The following is an 18,232-nucleotide window of genomic DNA, read 5'->3' as shown; positions in this document are numbered from 1 at the left end:
ATAACAGAAGCGAGCGGTTTCCGCGATGGAAAAAGGGCGCCGGATCACTCCGACGCCCCCTTTTCGCTTCTCCGATGCCGGCAGGCGTTATGCCTGCTCTTCCGGCGCGGCTTTCTTCGCCTTGCCGCCCTTGCGGGGCTTCTTCGGAGCGGCGGCCACGATCTCGAAGGCGAGCGCGCCCTCCTTCATGTGGACCTTCACCTCGCCGCCATGGACGAGCTTGCCGAACAGCAACTCCTCCGCCAGCGGCTGCTTCACCTTCTCCTGGATCAGGCGGCCCATCGGCCGCGCGCCATAGAGCTTGTCATAGCCGCGCTCGGTGAGCCACGCCTTCGCCTCGTCATCCAGGCTGATATGCACGTCGCGATCCGCCAGCTGCAGCTCAAGCTGCAGGATGAACTTCTCGACGACACGCCCGATGACCGGCGTGGGCAGATAGTCGAACGGCACGATCGCATCGAGGCGATTGCGGAATTCCGGCGTGAAGAGCTTCTTCACCGCCTCTTCCTGCACGTCCTCGCGACTGCTCGCCCCGAAGCCGATCGATTCGCGCGCCATGTCGGAAGCGCCCGCATTGGTCGTCATGATGAGGATGACGTTGCGGAAATCCACCGTCTTGCCGTGGTGATCGGTCAGCTTCCCGTTATCCATCACCTGCAGCAGGATGTTGAACAGATCGGGATGCGCCTTCTCGATCTCGTCGAGCAGGAGCACGCAATGCGGCTGCTGATCGACGGCATCGGTGAGCAGGCCGCCCTGATCGTAGCCGACATAGCCCGGAGGCGCGCCGATCAGCCGGCTGACCGAGTGCCGCTCCATATATTCGGACATGTCGAAGCGCTGGAGCGGAATGCCCAGGATCGAGGCCAGCTGGCGCGCAACCTCCGTCTTGCCGACGCCCGTGGGGCCGGAGAAGAGATAGTTGCCGATCGGCTTGTCCGGATCGCGCAGGCCCGCACGGCTGAGCTTGATCGCCGAGGACAGCACCTCGATCGCCTTGTCCTGCCCGAACACGACCCGCTTGAGATCGGTTTCGAGGCTGGCCAGCGCCTTGGTGTCGTCGGTCGAAACCGATTTCGGAGGGATGCGCGCCATCGTCGCGATGACCTGCTCGATCTCCTTGGCGGTGATCACCTTCTTCCGCTTGGAGGGGACGACCAGCATCTGCATCGCGCCCACCTCATCGATCACGTCGATCGCCTTGTCGGGCAGCTTGCGATCGTTGATGTAGCGCGCCGAAAGCTCCACCGCCGACTTGATGGCCTCGGGCGTGTAGCGCACCGAATGATGCTGCTCGAAGGCCGGGCGCAGGCCGGTGATGATCTTGATCGTATCCTCGATCGTCGGCTCGTTCACGTCGATCTTCTGGAAGCGCCGGAGCAGGGCCCGGTCCTTCTCGAAATGATTGCGGAACTCCTTGTAGGTGGTCGAGCCGATGCAGCGAATGGTGCCGCCCGACAAAGCCGGCTTCAGCAGGTTCGATGCGTCCATCGCGCCGCCGGAGGTGGCGCCCGCGCCGATCACCGTGTGGATCTCGTCGATGAAGAGCACGGCATGCGGCATCTTCTCGAGTTCGGAGACGACCTGCTTCAGCCGCTCCTCGAAATCGCCGCGATAGCGGGTGCCGGCCAGCAAGGCGCCCATGTCGAGCGAATAGATGACGGCGGGCAGCAGCACCTCGGGCACCTGCCCCTCGACGATCTTGCGCGCGAGGCCCTCGGCGATCGCCGTCTTGCCCACGCCGGGATCGCCCACATAGAGCGGGTTGTTCTTCGAGCGACGGCACAGGATCTGCACCGTGCGGTCCACCTCGGAAGAGCGGCCGATCAGCGGATCGACGCGGCCGTCCTTGGCCTTCTCGTTCAGGTTCACGCAGAATTGCTTGAGCGCGCTCTCGCCCTTCTGCTTGCTTTCGGACTTTTGAGCCTTCTCTTCCTCCGAGCCCTTCACCTCGCGGTTCTCCGTAGGTTGCCCGGCCTTGCCGACACCGTGGCTGAGAAAGGAAACCGCATCGAGGCGGCTCATATCCTGCTGCTGCAGGAAATAGACGGCATAGCTTTCGCGTTCGGAGAAGAGCGCGACGAGCACGTTCGCACCCGTCACTTCCTCGCGGCCGGACGACTGAACGTGGAGGATCGCGCGCTGCACGACGCGCTGGAAGCCGCTCGTGGGCGAAGGATCGGCGTTGCCGGTCGTCTTCAGCGCATCGAGCTCGGTATCGAGATAGGTGGTCACCGCGGTTTTCAGATCGCCCAGATCGACCCCGCATGCGCTCATCACCTTGGCGGCATGCTCGTCACCGGTCAGCGCGAGGAGCAGATGCTCCAGCGTCGCATATTCGTGATGGCGGGAGGATGCGGCGGTGAGCGCATTATGCAGCGTCTGCTCAAGCTCGCGGGCAAAGGATGGCATGGTCAGCTTACTCCTGGCAGCGGCCGAAAGAACGGCCCTGCGACCATCCTCATGTCGTGATGCCGATCCCGCCGATCAAGCCGGGCGCCCCGAAAGGCGTTCCATCCGAAGGCGGGATCCACCTTCATCGCTTGAATAGGCTCTCGGCGCTTGCGCGATGGTTAACGGCGGATTCTATTTTTGCGCGGGTCCGCGCGATCTCCGCCTCCAGCGTGGAGATGCGGGCATGCAGTTCGTCCACGGAAAGGCTGTCGAGATCCTGCGCGCCGAGCGCCGATGCGGGATCGGCGGATTTGCGGGGCAGGATGTCATCGAGATCCATGGGCACCAACGTTGACCCTCGCAGGACGCGTGTCAATAAAGCCCGCGATCAGATGCCCGTTCCCGAGGAAGAGATGTCCATTTTGCCTTCGACGATGCGGGCGCTCGATCCTGAGTCTGCGGGCGGACCGGAACTTCTCGTTCCCGTCGAGCGCCCCGTTCCGCGCCCCGGACCGGGCGAAGTGCTCATTCGAGTCGCGGCCGCGGGCGTCAACCGGCCGGAAATCATGCAGCGGCAGGGCAAATATCCGCCGCCCCCCGGCGCGTCCTCCATCCTTGGGCTGGAACTGGCGGGCGAGGTGGTGGCCACAGGCGACGATTCGGGCACGCCCCTGATGGGCAGCAGGGTCTGCGCGCTCGTCACGGGCGGTGCCCAGGCGGAATATGCGATCGCGCATGTGGGCCACTGCCTGCCCGTGCCCGATGGCCTGAGCCTGATCGAGGCCGCGGCACTCCCCGAAACGCTTTTCACCGTCTGGCACAATGTGTTCCAGCGCGGGCGGGCGAAAGCGGGCGAGACCCTGCTCGTCCATGGCGGCACCAGCGGCATCGGCACGATGGCGATCCTGCTGGCCCGCTTGTTCGATATCCGCGTGATCGTCACCGCCGGCAGTGCCGCCAAATGCGCCGCCGCGGTGGAAATCGGCGCCGATCACGCCATCGATTACAAGACGCAGGATTTCGTGGAGCAGGTCCGCGCGATCACCGGCGGCCGCGGCGTGGACGTGGTGCTGGATATGGTGGGCGGCGATTATGTGCCCCGCAACATGAAATGCCTGGCGCCGGAGGGCCGCCACGTCTCGATCGCGGTGCAGGGCGGGCTCAAGGCGACGATCTCGATCCTCGATATCATGACGCGCCGCCTCACGCTCACCGGATCCACGCTCCGCCCGCGCGACGCCGTCTTCAAGAGCGCGCTGTGCGCCGACATCCGCGCCCACGCCTGGCCGTTCGTCGAGCAGGGCCGGCTGCGGCCGATCATCGACCGGACCTATACGCTGGATCGCGCGACGGAGGCGCATGCGCGCGTGGAGGCGGGCGATCATGTCGGCAAGGTGGTGCTGACGATGGCCTGATCCGCCCTGCCTTTGCCCCCTTCGCAACGGGGCGATCAGAGACGGAGCGCGAACGATACCGGCAAAGCGTGGTTGACGAAGGTGCCGGCCGGGCGATGCAGGATCTGGTGCAGATAGCCGAATTCCATGTCCAGCCGGCGCGACAGCGACACGGATATGCCGGCAAAGGCCCGGAACTGATCCAGCCGGCGCGGCGAGGCCGGCGTCCGGTTGAGCGACACGAAGGGTTCGGCCCAGGTCACGGCATTGGCCCGGGGCATCAGCGGCGTCGTGAGGCGCAGCTGTTCGCGGATGCGCCACGCCGTCTGGTGCACGCCGTGGACGAATCTCTGCTCCAGCCGCGTCCGCGATGAAAGGCGCACCCGGCCGATCGCGATGCCCGCCCAGTTGAGCTGCTCGATCACCTGATCCTCATGCGCGGGGACGATATGCGCGGGATAGGTATCGAAGCGCACATAGCCGGCCCAGGCAACCAGCCCGTCTGCGATCGGATGGCCCAGCTGGGCGCGATATTCGTGCTGCGGATTGAAGGCGGATGTGCGCCCCTCGCGCCGGATCACCTCGCCCGAAACCTGCCAGCCGGATCCCACCGGCGCCACCACCAGCAGCGATGGCCAGGGCTGGAGCTTTTCCTCCGCGCGCAGGGGCGCCGCGAATGCGACGAATCCCAGCCCGAAAAAGAGGATGCGCCCCCGCCCCACGCGATGATCGATAGACGGGTTTTGCGACATTTTGCAGCGCCGGATTCCAAAAATTGTTACGCCTGCGTTTTGGATGTGCTTGGGGATCGGCCACGGGGCCGCCGCGATCCGGATCAGGCCCCGTGCCCCCATCGGCGCGGCCGCCATCTGCCCCCTTCCTTCGGGCCGGCTTCGCTCTAAGCTGGCGGGATGACCAAACCCCTCCCGCTCCTCGCCCTGCTCGTCGCCTCCGCCGCGCAGGCGCAGACGCCGCCGGCCACGAACGACATTCCCGCCCATTATGTCGAGCCGACCGACAGCTATGATTATGTGAAGCGCGTGGTGGAGATCCCCATGCGGGACGGGGTGAAGCTCCACACGGTGATCGTCGTGCCCAAGGGCGCGAAGGGCGCGCCGATCCTGCTGACGCGCACGCCCTACAATGCCGACAAGCGCGCGGCGCGCGGTGCGAGCGGATCGATGCTTTCGATCCTGCCGCAGGGCGACGACGTGTTCGTCGGCGCGGGCTATATCCGCGTCTTTCAGGACGTGCGCGGCAAATATGGCTCGGAAGGCCCCTATGAGATGACGCGCCCCGTGCGCGGCCCGCTCAACCCCACAGGCACAGATCATGTGACGGACGCGTGGGACACGATCGACTGGCTCGTGAAGAATGTGGCCGAGACGAATGGGAAGGTCGGCATGATCGGCTCCTCCTATGAGGGCTTCACGGTGGTGATGGCGCTGCTGGATCCCCATCCGGCGCTGAAGGTGGCGGCGCCCGAAAGCCCGATGGTGGATGGATGGATGGGCGACGACTTCTTCCATTACGGCGCCTATCGCCAGGGCAGCGACGGCTATTTCGTCGGCCAGGAATCCAGCCGCAAGGGCGGCGACGAGATCGTCACCTCCAATCATGACGATTATGATGCCTATCTGCGCGCGGGTTCGGCCGGCGATTTCGCGAAGCTGCACAAGCTGGAACAGTTCGGCATGTGGCGGCGCATGGTCGATCATGTGAGCTACGACGCCTATTGGCAGGGCCAGGCGCTGGACAAGCTGGTCGCGGCCAGGCCTTCCAGCGTGCCCACCATGTGGCTGCAGGGCCTGTGGGACCAGGAAGACATGTATGGCGCGGTCCACAGCTGGGAGGCGCTGAAGGCCGCTGGGCATGAGGCAAACAATTATCTGGTGATGGGGCCGTGGCGGCACAGCCAGGTAAATTATGATGGCTTCAATCTCGGGCCGCTCAAGTGGGATGGCGATACGGCGCTGCAATTCCGCCGCGATGTGCTGCTGCCCTTCTTCAACCAGTATCTGAAGGATGGCGCGCCGAAGGCGGAGACGCCCAAGGTGTTCATCTACAATACGGGCGAAAATCACTGGGATCGCTTCGCCAGTTGGCCGCTCGCCTGCCAGAAGGCGTGCGCCGCTCCGCTCAAGCCGCTCTATCTGGCCGAAGGCAAGGCGCTCTCCTTCTCCGCTCCCACGGCGAAGGGCGGGGATTCCTACGTCTCCGATCCGGCCAAGCCGATCCCGTTCGTCCCCCGCCCGGTGGACATGAACAATGCCGATCAGTGGAAGCCGTGGCTGGTGAGCGACCAGCGCAACGCCGCCGCGCGCCCCGACGTGCTCGTCTATGAGACGGAGGCGCTGAAGACGCCGGTGCGCATTTCAGGCGCCGCGATCGCGGATCTGTTCGCCGCGACGACCGGCACGGACGCGGACTGGGTGGTGAAGCTGATCGACGTCTATCCGGACGAGGTGCCCAACCAGCCCGAAATGGGCGGCTATCAGCTGGCGGTGGCGCTCGACATCTTCCGGGGCCGCTATCGGGAGAGCTTCGAGACGCCGAAGCCGATCCCCGCCGGCAAGGTGCAGGAATATAAATTCCGCCTGCCGACGACCAACCACGTATTCCAGCCGGGCCACAGGATCATGGTGCAGATCCAGTCGAGCCTGTTCCCGCTCTACGATCGCAATCCGCAGACCTATGTGCAGAACATCTTCTTCGCCAAGCCCGCCGACTACAAGGCGCAGACGATGACGATCAGCCATTCTCCCGGCGCGGCGAGTGCCGTGTGGCTGCCGCTGGTGGAGGCGAAATAAGGGCGGGCGCCGGGACGATTACGCGCCTCGGCACATCGTTTCCTCGCGCAGCGCGATCCAACCCCGCCTGTCGCAGGCAGTGCCCTTTCCGCCGCTTTGTCTCATCCCGCGCCGATCGCAATCCTGGGCGCGTGCGCGTCGTGCCCTTCGAGCCGCTAGCCCGCTTGCAAGGGTCGCGGCGCCACGCCTGTCGCGTGGCGCGTTCCGCTCAGGCCGCCTCGCTGTCGAACTGCAGCTTGGCAAGGCGGGCGTAGAGGCCGCCTTGCGCCACGAGCGCGTCGTGGCGCCCCTCCTCCACGATGCGGCCCTTGTCCATCACCACGATCCGGTCCGCCATGCGCACGGTGGCCAGGCGGTGCGCGATGACGATCGTGGTGCGTCCCTTCATCAGCCGCTCCAGCGCGCGCTGGACGAGCCGCTCGCTCTCCGCATCCAGCGCGGAGGTCGCCTCGTCCAGCAGCAGCACGGGAGCGTCGCGCAGCAGGGCGCGGGCGATCGCGATGCGCTGGCGCTGGCCGCCGGAAAGGCGCGCGCCGCCCTCGCCCAGGAAAGTATCCAGCCCCTGCGGCAATTCGCCCAGAAAGGCCGCCGCATTCGCGCTTTCGGCCGCCGCCCAGATGGCGGCATCGTCCGCATCCCAGCGGCCGTAGCGCAGATTGTCGCGCGCGGTGGCGCCGAAGATCACGGTTTCCTGCGGGACGACCGCGATGCGCGCGCGCACGTCGGCAGGATTGGCCTGGGTGAGCGCCACGCCATCGATCCGCACCGTGCCCGAGGCCGGATCATAGAAACGCTGGACGAGCTGGAAGAGCGTGGACTTGCCCGCGCCGGACGGGCCGACGATGGCAACCGTCTCGCCCGGCTCCACCGTGAGGCTGAAATCGTGGAGCGCCGCCACTTCGGGCCGCGTGGGATAGCGGAATTCGACATGATCGAAGGCCAGCCCGCCGCGCGGCGGCAGCGGCAGGGCCTGCGGCCGGGCCGGCGCCGCGATCAGCGGTTTTTCGGCCAGAAGCTCACCCAGCCGGCTGGCGGCGCCGGCCCCGCGCAGCAGATCGCCATAGACTTCGGTCAGCGCGCCGAACGCGCCGGCGACGAGCCCGGCCGTGACGACGAAGGCGAAGATGGCGCCCCCCGTCATCCGGCCCGAGGCTACATCCACGGCCCCCTGCTGGAGGACCAGCGTGATCGATCCGAAGATCAGGGCGATCACGATCGCCGTCATCGTCGCGCGGATGATGATGCGCTTGCGCGATGTGCCGAAGGCGCGCTCCACCACATCGGCGAAGCGGCGGCGCTCGCGCGATTCCTGATTGAAGCCCTGCACGATCTTCATCGCGCCCAGCGTTTCGGCGATTGTGGCGCCGATATCGGCGATGCGATCCTGCGAACTGCGCGAATAGGCACGCACGCGGCGGCCGAACAGCACGATCGGCACCACCGCCACCGGGATCACCAGCAGCAGCATGCCGGCCAGCTTGGGCGCCAGCACGAACATATAGACCATGCCACCCAGCCCGATGAAGACGTTGCGCAGCGCGATCGATACGCTGGATCCCACCACCTGCTCGATCAGGGCCGTGTCGGCGGTGAGGCGCGAGGCGATTTCGGACGGGCGATTCTCCTCGAAATAGCCGGGGCTGAGGGTGAGGAGATTGGCCTGCACGGCGCGTCGCACGTCCGCGATCACGCGTTCGCCCAGCCAGGAGACGTAATAGAAGCGCAGCGCGGTGGCGATCGCCAGCACGGCCACGATCATCAGCAGATAATGGAAGCTGGTCGCCACGCTGGCAGCAGATCCTCCACCCGCCACGAAGCCGCGATCGATCACGCGCTTGAAGCCATAGGGAATACCCAGCGTCGCCGCCGAGGATACGCACAGCGCCACGAGCGCAGCCACGATATGAGCAGGATATTTACCCGCCATGCGCCATATCAGCCCCAGCTCGCCGAGTCGGCTTTTCCCGGGCGGATCGGTGTCGATGCTTCTGGCCATGCCGGCCTAGTAGCAGCGCCCCGATAAGGGCTCAATCGGACGCTATTGTACCACGGCAATATTGCAATGCAGCACGAGCCATCCCACATGGGAGCGTTCGGGATCGCCGAATTTCAGGAGACGTGTCGGTGTTGTACGAGGCTTACGAAATGCAGCGCAGCTTCCTTGCGGGCGCAAGCGCGCTGGCGGGCGCAAGCTCCGACTGGATGACGAATCCCTCCAATCCCTTCTCGAAATCCCCCCTCACCCCCATTTTCGCATCGGGCCTGGATGTCTTCGCCCATGCCTCCGCCACCTATGGCAAGCCCGCCTTCGGACTGGGCACCACCACGATCGACGGCAAGACGGTGAACGTCGTCGAAAAGATCGAGGCGGTTCGTCCTTTCGGCCAGCTCATCCACTTCACGCGCCCCAGGGCGCCCAAGGGCCAGCCCAAGCTGCTGATCGTGGCGCCGATGTCCGGCCATTATGCCACGCTCCTGCGCGGCACGGTGGAACGGATGCTGCCGGGGCATGACGTGTGGATCACCGACTGGGCCGATGCACGGCAGGTGCCGCTGGCGGTCGGCGGCTTCGATCTGGACGATTATATCGATTATATCGTCGATTTCCTGGATCATATCGGGCCGAACACGCATGTGCTGGCGGTCTGCCAGCCGTCCGTTCCGGTCTATGCCGCCACCGCGCTGATGGCCGCCGAGAAGCATCATGCCCGGCCGCTCTCCGTCACGCTCATGGGCGGACCGGTCGATACGCGCAAGGCGCCGACGGCCGTGAACACCACCGCCACGCAGCGCCCGTTCAGCTGGTTCGAACAGAATGTGATCGCCACCGTGCCCTGGTATTATGGCGGCGCGGGGCGGAAAGTGTATCCGGGCTTCCTTCAGCTCACCGGTTTCATGGCGATGAATTTCGGCAACCACCTCGTCAGCCACTGGCAGATGTTCAAGCATCTGGTGGACGGGGATGAGGAAAGCGCCGATTCCACCAAGGCCTTCTACGAGGAATATCGCTCGGTCTGCGACATGACCGCCGAATTCTATCTCCAGACGATCGACGTTGTGTTCCAGCGCCACCTGCTGCCCAGGGGCAAGATGATGCACCGCGATCGGAAGGTGGATCCCGCCGCCATCGCCGACATCGCCCTGCTCGCCGTGGAAGGCGAGCGAGACGATATTTCCGGCCTGGGCCAGACGAAGGCCGCGCTGACGCTCGCGACCGCGCTGCCGGAAGAGATGAAGACCTATCTGATGGCCCCGAAGGTGGGCCATTACGGCATCTTCAACGGCCGCCGCTGGCGTGACGACATCGCGCCGGTCGTGGAAAAGTTCATTCAGGCGGCCGAGGCGCGCGCGCGGAAAGCCTGAGCATCACCCGCCGCCCCGTCCGATCTCCATCGGAACGGGGATCGGCGGTGAAGGATTCCCCCACGCAGCGATCCGCCCTAAACGGGCGACCATGATCCACCGGACGCTTGGCGCGCATATCGAACGCTGGCCCGTGCGCGGCGCCTTCACCATCTCTCGCGGGGCCAAGCGCGAGGTGGAGGTGGTCGTCGCCCGTTTCGACGAGAATGGCGCGGTCGGCCGGGGCGAGGCGACCGCCATCTATTATCATGGCGAAAGCGCGGCGAGCGTGCTGGAGACGATCGTCAGCCACCGCACCGATCTGGAGGCCGGGCTCGATCGCATGGCCCTCCAGGAGATGCTGCCGCGCGGTGCGGCGCGCAACGCGCTGGATTGCGCGCTGTGGGATCTGGAAGCCAAACGCAGCGGCGTGCCGGTCTGGCGGCTGGCGGGCCTGCCCGCACCGCGCCCGCTGGAAACCGCCTTCACCATCTCGCTCGGCGCCCCCGAAAGGATGGAGGCGGATGCGCGCGCCGTCGCCACGCTGCCGCTGCTGAAGCTGAAGCTGGCGGGGGAAGGCGATATCGCCCGTGTCGCCGCGGTGCGCCGGGGCGCGCCCGGAGCCCGCCTGATCGTAGATGCCAACGAAGCCTGGACCGGCCGCGACGTTGCCGCCGAGGCGACGGCCCTCCTGCCTTTCGGCGTCGAACTGATCGAACAGCCGGTGAAGGCGGGCGAGGATCATCTGCTGGATGGGGTGAACAGCCCGATCCCGCTCTGCGCCGACGAAAGCTGCCAGGACCGCGCCGATCTCGACCGCTGCATCGACCGCTATGCCGCGATCAACATCAAGCTGGACAAGGCCGGCGGCCTGACCGAGGCGCTGGCGCTGGCGGCGGAAGCGCGCGCGGCCGGGCTGGAGCTGATGGTGGGCTGCATGCTGGCGACGTCGCTGGGCATCGCGCCTGCGGCGCTCGTCGCGCAGGGCGCGCGCTGGGTGGATCTGGACGGCGCGCTGCTGCTGGCCGAGGATCGCCCCCAAGCGATGATGGCGGAGAAAGGCATCCTCTCCGCCGCCGGGCCGGCGCTCTGGGGCTGAACACGGACAACAGCGTCCCGCCCCCGCCACTGTAGCGCCCGCCTGTTGCAGGAGTATGGCCGCAGCCGGCCGAAGGCCCCTCAGAGGGCCACTTCAGCCATCTTGCCCTTATAATCCTCCTTGGGATCCCGGCCGAAAAGCTGGGTCATCACCGCGCCGAGCGCCGATCCGCCCAGCCACAGCGATGCCCTTTCCGTATCGAGCCGCAGCAACGCGATCCTGGGATCGTTGCGACCACCTTCGAACCAGGCGGCGACATGCGGATTCCAGAGCCGATCGATCGTGGCGGGATCGTTGTCCACCGACAGATTGCCGTGGATGCTCGCGAAGAGATCATGCCCCTTGCCGGTAAAGGTGGCGATCGCCCTGCTCGACGTGCCGAGCGACATGACGAGGCCATTATCCGCGGTGGTGAAGAAGAAGAGCGGGCCGCTCCCCTCTCCATCGAACTGCGCGGTCATCGGCTGGGTATGCCCGTCGCGCACGCCATCCAGCCCCAGCATGAGGAAGGGGCTGGCCTTCAGCTCCTTCCAGAAGCGGGCTTCGATCTTCGCATCCTCGGCCATCGCCATTCTCCTATCTGGATCATGCGCGAGGAACCCGCATCAGCGCGGGCCGGTTCCCGTCATTCCGGCTGCAACCCCTTGTTTTCCGGCTGGATGATGCTGCCATTGCCATGCTGGATCGCCGGTAGCGGCGAGCCCCCGCCTTCCGCGACGGGGCGCCCGTCCGGCCCCGCTATCACCGCCGTCTGGGTGGGGAAGGCGAAATCGATATGGGCATCGTTGAAGGCGGCGAGGATCGCGACGCAGACCTTGTGCCGGGCGGCGAAAACCTCGTCATAATTCTCCGAACGCACATCGAACTGGAGATTGAAATCGAGCGTGGAATCCCCGAAGCCGGACATGCCGCAGCGGACCAGCGAACATTTGTCCTGCCGCTCGACGATCACCTTCAGCATCTCCGGCACATGCGCGCAGACCTCCGGCGGTGTATAATAAGCAAGGCCCAGCACCATTTCGATCCGGCGGCGCTCCAGCCGCGCCATATTGTGCAATTCCTTGTTGAGCAGGTTGGTGTTCGAGACCACCACCTCCTCCCCCGTGACGGAGCGCACGCGCGTCGTCTTGAGGCCGATCTGCTCCACGGTGCCGCTGGTGCCATCCCAGCGGATCGCGTCGCCGCGCTGGAACGGGCGATCGAAGATGATCGACAGCGCCGAAAACAGATCGTCGAATATGCCCTTGGCGGCAAGGCCGATCGCGATGCCGCCGATGCCGAGACCGGCGATCAGGCCGGTGACGTTGACGCCCAGATTATCGAGGATCGCCACCGTCGCGATCGCGAAGATCACAACCGTCACCAGCAGGCGGATGATCCCGATCGCGCTGCCCAGGCCGCTATGATCGTCTCCACCGGCGCGATTTTCGACCACGCCGAGCACGAATTCCCGCACCCACAGCGCTCCCTGCATCGCGGCCGCGATCGTGAAGGCCACATCGATCGTGCGCGCCACGAGATGCGGCGGATCGGCATAGCCCGACACCAGTTTCGCCGCGAACAGGACCATGAACCACAGATGCGTGCGCGCGACGACGCGGCCGATCGTGACCGGCCAGTGCGTCATCAGCCCCGGCCGACGGCACAGGCGCTTGCCCAGCCAGCGCAGGCCGAGCATCGCCGCCACGATCGCCGCGCCGAAGGCGGTGGCGATCACGATCTGGAGATAGTGACCCAGGATCCATTCGATGCTCTGATCCCAGAGCAGCTGAACGGAGGTCTTCGAAACGATCGGCGCCTTCATGGCGGCAGTATTGACGACCTTCTCAGCCATCAGGCGGCCTCCGCTTGAGTTTTGGCGGCCGCCACGACTTCATCGAGGAAACCGATCAGCGCGCGTTCGGCGCCCTTCATATATTTCGTCGCGCGCGGCAGCTTGAGCGCGCAGACGCCATCGCCATTGCCCTGTCGGCACAGCTCGATCAAGGCCGGGTGGACATAGGATTTGCGGCTGATGGCGGGCGTGTTGCCCAGTGCCGAGGCCACTTCCTCCAGCATCGGCTTCAGCGAGAGGTGGCCCGATCGGGCCGCGAGGAGGATATGTTCGAAGGCGAGCAGGCTCGCCCCCCAGGTGCGGAAATGCTTGGCGGTGAAATCGCCGCCCATCGCCTCCCGGATATAATCGTTCACGTCGGCCGAGCCGACCGGGTGAAGCGCGCCATCCTCCCCCACATATTCGAACAGACGCTGGCCCGGCAGATCCTGCGTGCGGCGCACGATCGTGGCCAGCCGGCGATCCTCGATCGTCAGGCGCTGCGTCTTGCCGGACTTGCCCTTATATTCCAGCCGCAGCTTCGCGCCGGCCACGCGGGCGTGGCGATTGCGCAATGTGGTGGCGCCGAAACTCCTGTTTTCCCTGGCATAAGCCTCGTTGCCGACGCGGATGTGGCCGAGATCCAGCAGCCGCACGACGGCGGCCACCACCGTATCCCGATCCAGCCGGCGCGAGGCCAGATCCTCCGCCACGCGCGCGCGCAGCAGGGGCAAGGCACGCCCGAAATCGGCGCATCTTTCATATTTCCGCGCATCCTGCCGGGCGCGGAAGGCGGCATGATAGCGATATTGCTTGCGGCCGCGATCATCGATGCCCGTCGCCTGGATGTGGCCATGCGGGCTGGGGCAGAACCAGGCATCGCGATAGGCGGGCGGGAGCGCGATCGCGTTGAGCCGATCGATTTCCGCGCGGTTCGCGATCCTTTTGCCGCCCGCATCGAAATAGGCCCAGCCCTTCCCCGCCCGCCGGCGGCGGATGCCGGGAAGCGCATCATCGACGAAACAGAGGATGGCGGATCGTTCCGGTTCTGGCATGGCGGGCCTAACGGCAGCGGGCGCCGCGAGGTTCCGTCAGGCCGTGCAGGCGCGCGCCGTGCAGTGGCCGGCAGAGGACGATGGGAGCTTCGGACAGGCAAACGTCACACGAACGTCGCGTCTCTACCGGCTGTACAGGCAGGCGTACATGCAGCGCACGCGCACGCGTTTATGGGCGCGCGGGCGCGGGGAGGCCCGCCGCTCCGTTCAACTCTCCTCTATCGTCAGTGCTTCCACCTCGATCAGCAGGCCCGCCGGCACCGCGCGCCGCCCGGCGATGGCGATATCCGCCAGCAGATGACCGCGCAGGCTGAATTCCGCGTCTGCCAGCCCCGCCTGAAAGACATCGGCCGCCCCGGCATCAGGCAGACCGATTTCCAGCCTGTGCCGCTCTCCCGCAAAGGTGGCGCTGGCCCAGCTCTGGCTGGGGAGCGCGCGCACCTGCGCCGCCGGGCCGGCGCGAGCCGCCAGCGCGGCGATCAGCATCTCCCGCGCGGCGGGGCGACGCGGCCTTCCCCCCGGCGCACTCAATGCGGCAGTTCCTGCGCATCCGCGATATAGGCGCAGACCTTGGCGGCGATGCGCGCCGTAGGCTCGCGCCCGGCGCGCAGATCGCTGACGAAGCGGGGATCGTTCAGCACGATCCGGCCGAATTTCGATTCCGGCGTATCCGTCCGCTCCAGATGGCGGGTGTGAGGGGACAAGAGAGGCTGGAGTGGCGGGAACATCCGGGATCATCCGGGATCACGTGGGCTTGGCCACTGAAAAACCGGGAAAATCGCGGCGGCGACGGGCGATCGCGGCCGGAACGGATTGTCTAGAGTAGGGCGCATGGGCGGTCGAAAGCTATCCCTATGTGCTGAGCCGGACCACGGGTGTGGATGGCTATCCCAACGCCGTGCGCATGGTTTTGCTGGCGAACCAGAATGCCGGGATCGTGCAGGTCGTCAGTCGGCCATTCGGCGCCTATGTGATCGAGCTGACGATCCGGGCGGACAACGTGGCCGGCGCCGGCCTGTTCGTGCAGCCGCTCAACGCCGACTACAGCCAGTTCGGCGACGGCTCCGCCAACCTGTTCCTGTCGCTGCTAAACAAGAAGGATACGAGCGGCTGGCCGGGCGGATCGGCCGGCGCGAGCGACAATTATCTGCGCACCTTCTCCTGGTATTTCGCGACACCGATCGACGGCAACATCGCCCACATCAACTTCTACGCGATGGGCAACTGGGAAAATCTCAGCGGCCCGCGCAATGCGAAGACGCTGGATGTTCACGCCTTCCGCGTGCGGGCTGCCTATGAGGCGGAGATCGCGCAGAAGGACCCGATCACCGGGCTGGATTCGAAGGCCAGCCATGACGAGGTGGTGATGGTCGCGGTCGACAAGGCAGGCACCGCGCTGGCGACGGCGCGCAGCGAGTATGAAGCCGGCTTCGCCGCCGTGGATGGCCAGATCAGCGATGCGATCACGCTGGCGGCGGGGCCGGCCGGCGTCGTGGGCGAGAAGATCAGCGCGGTCGAAGTCCGGGCCGGCGGGCGACAAAATCTCGTCGCCAACGGCTCTGCCGAGCAGGGCATGACCGGGATCGGCGGCCAGACTTCGGGCTGGACGACACGGCCGGCCAACAACCTGTGGGGCTCAAGCTTCGTCTGTTCCGCGACACCCGACGCCACCAATGCGATCCAGTGGCCGCCCTTCGGGGTGCAGGTCGGGGAAACCTATACGATCTCCGCCGATAGCTTGCTCTTCGCGACGGCGGGGCAGGTCTATGTGGACATGCTCTTTCTCGATGCCGGCAACAATATCGTGCCCGGCGGCGACAGCACCGAACGTCCCCGCAACGCCAGCCACGATTTCAGCGCAGGGCCGGCCGGAAAGGATGCGCTGTGGATCAGCGCCGTCTGTCCGGCCGGCGCAACGCAGGCGGTCGCGCGCTTCGTATGGTCCGGCATCTCCGGACTGAGCATCATGGGCGTCCGCCAGATGCAGGTGGAGCGCGGCGCCGGCCCCTGGACCGCCTATAACCAGAGCCTTCAGCCCCTCGCCGCCTCGGTGTCGGTCGCTCAGGGGGCGATCGCAACGCTCGATGGACGCACGGCCGGCGCATATTTCCGGGTCGCCGTGGCCAGCCCAGGCGGCGAGAGCCTGCTCGATCTGGCATCGGATTCGATCGGCGGAACCGTGTTCCGCGTGCGCGCCGGCACGATCGTGCTGGAAGGCAATGTGCTGGTTTCGAACTCGGTTGGCACGAGCGCGCTTGCCGACTTCTCCGTCAACAATATCGTCGCCTCCGCCGGCCCCTTCACCGAACTGACCACGGGCAACACCACGCTCTTCCAGCTGACGATCACGACGACTGGCAAGCCCGTCCTCATTCAGGTGGGCGGTCAGGTGGCCGGCTCGGAGGAGATTTACGGCACGCTTGTGCTGGAGCGTATTGGCTACGGCCAGATTGGCGGCGCGCTGGGCTTCGTGAATCAGAGCGTGGCGCAGATCTTCAAGGAGGATCTGGCGGCCGGAACCTACACCTATCGGCTGTCCGGCACCGTCTCCGCCAATGACGGCTCCGGCATCGTCTATCCCGCCCTCATCCTCCAGGAGGTCAAGAAGTGACCGATTATTGGTTCGTGTACGACCTCGCTACCGGCGCGCTCCGTTGGCCGGGGACAGGGCCGGAGGGATCGGCCACCGCCCAGGTGCTCCCGGAAGGGCTCGGCCTGATCGACATGCCCTTCGATGCTTATACGGCGCTCACCGGGGCGGAGCCGGATCTCGGGCCGCTCAAACTTTATGTGAAGGCGATGGTGGACGCGGCGGCCGGCGTGCTGCGCAAGCGCCACATCACCGATATTCCGGGCCAGCAGGCGACCTATCTGACGAAGGCGCAGGAGGCGAAGGCGTGGATCGCGGCGACCGATCCGGACCCCGCCGATTATCCCTATCTGCGCCATGAGGCGGATGCGACCGGGCAGACGATCGCCGCCGTGGCGGCCGATATCGTGCTGGTCGCCGGCCTGTGGCTGGAGGGCGACGCGATGATCGAGGGCGCGCGCCGTGGCGCGGCCGTCGCGATCGCCGCCGCCACCAACGTCGCCCAGATCGTCGCGGCCGCGCGGATCGACTGGAACGCCCTGCTCGCCTCGATCGCGGTGCCGCCGGGGACGCCCGAGGCGTAACGGTGGCCGTCGATCCTCTCTTTGCCCAGTGGCTCCAGGCCGATGGGGATTATGCGCTGCGCGAGACGGCGGGTGCCAGCGCGCTCTGGGGCGCGTCCGGCCTTACGACCGAGCGCCTGACTGGCATCGCGACCGAGGCGGCCGCCCAGGCCGAGGGCGATCGGCAGCTCGCTTTCTTCGAACGCGGCCCGTTCGCCATCGATGTCCACGATGTGATCGGCACGGACTGGCAGGAGCAGCTGGGCACCGTGATCACGCTTACGGTCAAACAACTGGGCTATGACGCCGGGCAGGACGTGTTCCTGATCGGTGTCGATGCCGACCGGTCCACGGGCATCACCGCATTGACGGTTTTGCGGCCGCTAAGAGGGCTTTCATGAGCCTCTTGGAGATCATCGAACCCTATGCGCTGGCGGGCGCGACGGCGACGCGCGGGACGGGCGCCGACAATCTGCGCACCCCCGATCCCAAGGAAGTGTGGGCGGACAGCGCGGCAGGCAGCGTGGCGACGCTGACATTCGATCTCGGCGCCGCCCGGCCCGTCGACACCATCTTTCTCGGCTATGTCACGCCGCCGGCTGCGTCCGCGACCTGGGCGATCCGGGGCGGCCTCGCGAGCGCGGACGAGACGGCCATCCTCGCCACCTCGGCGCTGCGCGTGCCGGATGTGGCCGGTGACTTTCCCGAGATGAGCCATGCTCTCTGGGCCGGGGCGTCGCAGACGATCCGCTATCTGGCGATCGACGTGGCGCAACCCTCCGGATTTGCGCCGCTGATGGTGGGCGTGCCCGTGATCGGCGCGGCCTTCGTCGCGGATCTCGGGCAGGAATGGGGCGCGGGCCGCAAGCCGATCGACACCGGCACGGCCACGTCTCTCCTTTCCGGCGGCTTCGCCATCGTCGAGGGCGCGCGCAAAAGCTCGTTCAGCTGGACGTTCGGCGATCTCACCGAAGAGGAGGCCGACGCGCTGGAGCGGATCGCGCTCCGCCTGGGCACGACGAAGCCGGGCCTCGTGATCGAGCGGCCCGACCGCACCGCCGGCCTGCGCAGCCGCATCCACTACGGGCTCTTTCAGCAATGGCGCCAGTACGAGCGCCGCAACCGCCGGCAGACCCGCTGGGACATCTCAATCGAGCAATGGGTGTGAGCGC

17 protein-coding genes are annotated in these 18,232 nt (G+C 66.4%); 8 read left to right on the top strand and 9 right to left on the bottom strand.

The genetic code is table 11. The annotated features are described in order from the left end of the window. Window positions 1–87: 87 nt before the first annotated feature. Together clpA and DI605_RS04795 are read right to left on the bottom strand one after the other, a co-directional pair. Entirely contained in the window at window positions 88–2,412 is a 2,325-nt protein-coding gene (gene clpA / locus DI605_RS04800) for an ATP-dependent Clp protease ATP-binding subunit ClpA (RefSeq protein WP_293969832.1), read from the bottom strand. Window positions 2,413–2,536: 124 nt separating this feature from the next. Further along, the gene (locus DI605_RS04795) at window positions 2,537–2,734 is read right to left on the bottom strand and encodes a DUF1192 domain-containing protein (protein WP_293970176.1); all 198 of its coding nucleotides are present in this window, start codon (window positions 2,732–2,734) and stop codon (window positions 2,537–2,539) included. 73 nt (window positions 2,735–2,807) lie between these two features. On the opposite strand from DI605_RS04795, the gene DI605_RS04790 reads away from it, so the two are divergent. After that, complete coding sequence (locus DI605_RS04790) at window positions 2,808–3,809, top strand: NAD(P)H-quinone oxidoreductase (protein ID WP_293969829.1); 1,002 nt, start codon at window positions 2,808–2,810, stop codon at window positions 3,807–3,809. Between the two features lie 35 nt (window positions 3,810–3,844). On the opposite strand, the gene DI605_RS04785 is transcribed toward DI605_RS04790, so the two are convergent. After that, window positions 3,845–4,540, bottom strand: a complete 696-nt coding sequence (locus DI605_RS04785; protein WP_293969826.1) for a DUF2490 domain-containing protein — start codon at window positions 4,538–4,540, stop codon at window positions 3,845–3,847. A gap of 159 nt (window positions 4,541–4,699) precedes the next feature. Between DI605_RS04785 and DI605_RS04780 the strand changes: the two genes are divergently transcribed. Further along, window positions 4,700–6,598 (top strand): CocE/NonD family hydrolase, encoded by a 1,899-nt coding sequence (locus DI605_RS04780; RefSeq protein ID WP_293969823.1) that lies wholly within the window; start codon window positions 4,700–4,702, stop codon window positions 6,596–6,598. 208 nt (window positions 6,599–6,806) lie between these two features. Here the strand turns inward: DI605_RS04780 and DI605_RS04775 are convergent, their stop codons facing one another. Then, complete coding sequence (locus DI605_RS04775) at window positions 6,807–8,594, bottom strand: ABC transporter transmembrane domain-containing protein (protein WP_293969821.1); 1,788 nt, start codon at window positions 8,592–8,594, stop codon at window positions 6,807–6,809. A 128-nt stretch (window positions 8,595–8,722) separates the two neighbouring features. Here DI605_RS04775 and DI605_RS04770 point away from each other — a divergent pair, with 128 nt between their 5' ends. Both DI605_RS04770 and dgcA read left to right on the top strand, forming a co-directional pair. Continuing rightward, window positions 8,723–9,961: a polyhydroxyalkanoate depolymerase gene (locus DI605_RS04770; RefSeq protein ID WP_293969819.1), complete on the top strand. Its 1,239-nt coding sequence runs from the start codon at window positions 8,723–8,725 to the stop codon at window positions 9,959–9,961. 91 nt (window positions 9,962–10,052) lie between these two features. After that, window positions 10,053–11,039 (top strand): N-acetyl-D-Glu racemase DgcA, encoded by a 987-nt coding sequence (dgcA, locus tag DI605_RS04765; protein WP_293969816.1) that lies wholly within the window; start codon window positions 10,053–10,055, stop codon window positions 11,037–11,039. A gap of 80 nt (window positions 11,040–11,119) precedes the next feature. On the opposite strand, the gene DI605_RS04760 is transcribed toward dgcA, so the two are convergent. From DI605_RS04760 to DI605_RS04740, 5 genes are all read right to left on the bottom strand, one after another. Beyond that, a complete protein-coding gene (locus DI605_RS04760; RefSeq protein WP_293969813.1) occupies window positions 11,120–11,605 on the bottom strand; it encodes a pyridoxamine 5'-phosphate oxidase family protein in 486 nt (161 codons plus the stop codon). Between the two features lie 59 nt (window positions 11,606–11,664). Then, entirely contained in the window at window positions 11,665–12,873 is a 1,209-nt protein-coding gene (locus DI605_RS04755; RefSeq protein WP_293969810.1) for a mechanosensitive ion channel domain-containing protein, read from the bottom strand. After that, window positions 12,873–13,907, bottom strand: coding sequence for a DNA topoisomerase IB (locus DI605_RS04750; protein ID WP_293969807.1), 1,035 nt, complete (start codon window positions 13,905–13,907; stop codon window positions 12,873–12,875). The genes DI605_RS04755 and DI605_RS04750 overlap by 1 nt, the downstream gene beginning before the upstream one ends. Before the next feature lie 207 nt (window positions 13,908–14,114). Beyond that, window positions 14,115–14,393: a hypothetical protein gene (locus tag DI605_RS04745; RefSeq protein WP_293969804.1), complete on the bottom strand. Its 279-nt coding sequence runs from the start codon at window positions 14,391–14,393 to the stop codon at window positions 14,115–14,117. 41 nt (window positions 14,394–14,434) lie between these two features. Continuing rightward, complete coding sequence (locus DI605_RS04740; RefSeq protein WP_293969801.1) at window positions 14,435–14,635, bottom strand: hypothetical protein; 201 nt, start codon at window positions 14,633–14,635, stop codon at window positions 14,435–14,437. 128 nt (window positions 14,636–14,763) lie between these two features. Here DI605_RS04740 and DI605_RS04735 point away from each other — a divergent pair, with 128 nt between their 5' ends. Genes DI605_RS04735 through DI605_RS04720 form a run of 4 tightly spaced genes read left to right on the top strand, consistent with a single transcriptional unit; the run spans window position 14,764 to window position 18,228 of the window. Next, on the top strand, window positions 14,764–16,518 hold the full coding sequence (locus tag DI605_RS04735; protein WP_293969798.1) for a hypothetical protein: 1,755 nt from the start codon (window positions 14,764–14,766) through the stop codon (window positions 16,516–16,518). Then, complete coding sequence (locus DI605_RS04730) at window positions 16,515–17,081, top strand: hypothetical protein (protein WP_293969795.1); 567 nt, start codon at window positions 16,515–16,517, stop codon at window positions 17,079–17,081. Before DI605_RS04735 ends, DI605_RS04730 begins: the two co-directional genes overlap by 4 nt. A 2-nt stretch (window positions 17,082–17,083) precedes the next feature. Then, a complete protein-coding gene (locus tag DI605_RS04725) occupies window positions 17,084–17,461 on the top strand; it encodes a hypothetical protein (protein WP_293969793.1) in 378 nt (125 codons plus the stop codon). Then, a complete protein-coding gene (locus DI605_RS04720) occupies window positions 17,458–18,228 on the top strand; it encodes a hypothetical protein (protein ID WP_293969790.1) in 771 nt (256 codons plus the stop codon). Before DI605_RS04725 ends, DI605_RS04720 begins: the two co-directional genes overlap by 4 nt. Window positions 18,229–18,232: the final 4 nt, after the last annotated feature.

Origin of the sequence: Sphingomonas sp., from assembly GCF_003248515.1 — a bacterium.
Classification (GTDB): Bacteria; Pseudomonadota; Alphaproteobacteria; order Sphingomonadales; family Sphingomonadaceae; genus Sphingomonas_I.
Note: the sequence above shows the minus strand (reverse complement) of the source record. Positions and strands in the feature narration are given on the sequence as shown.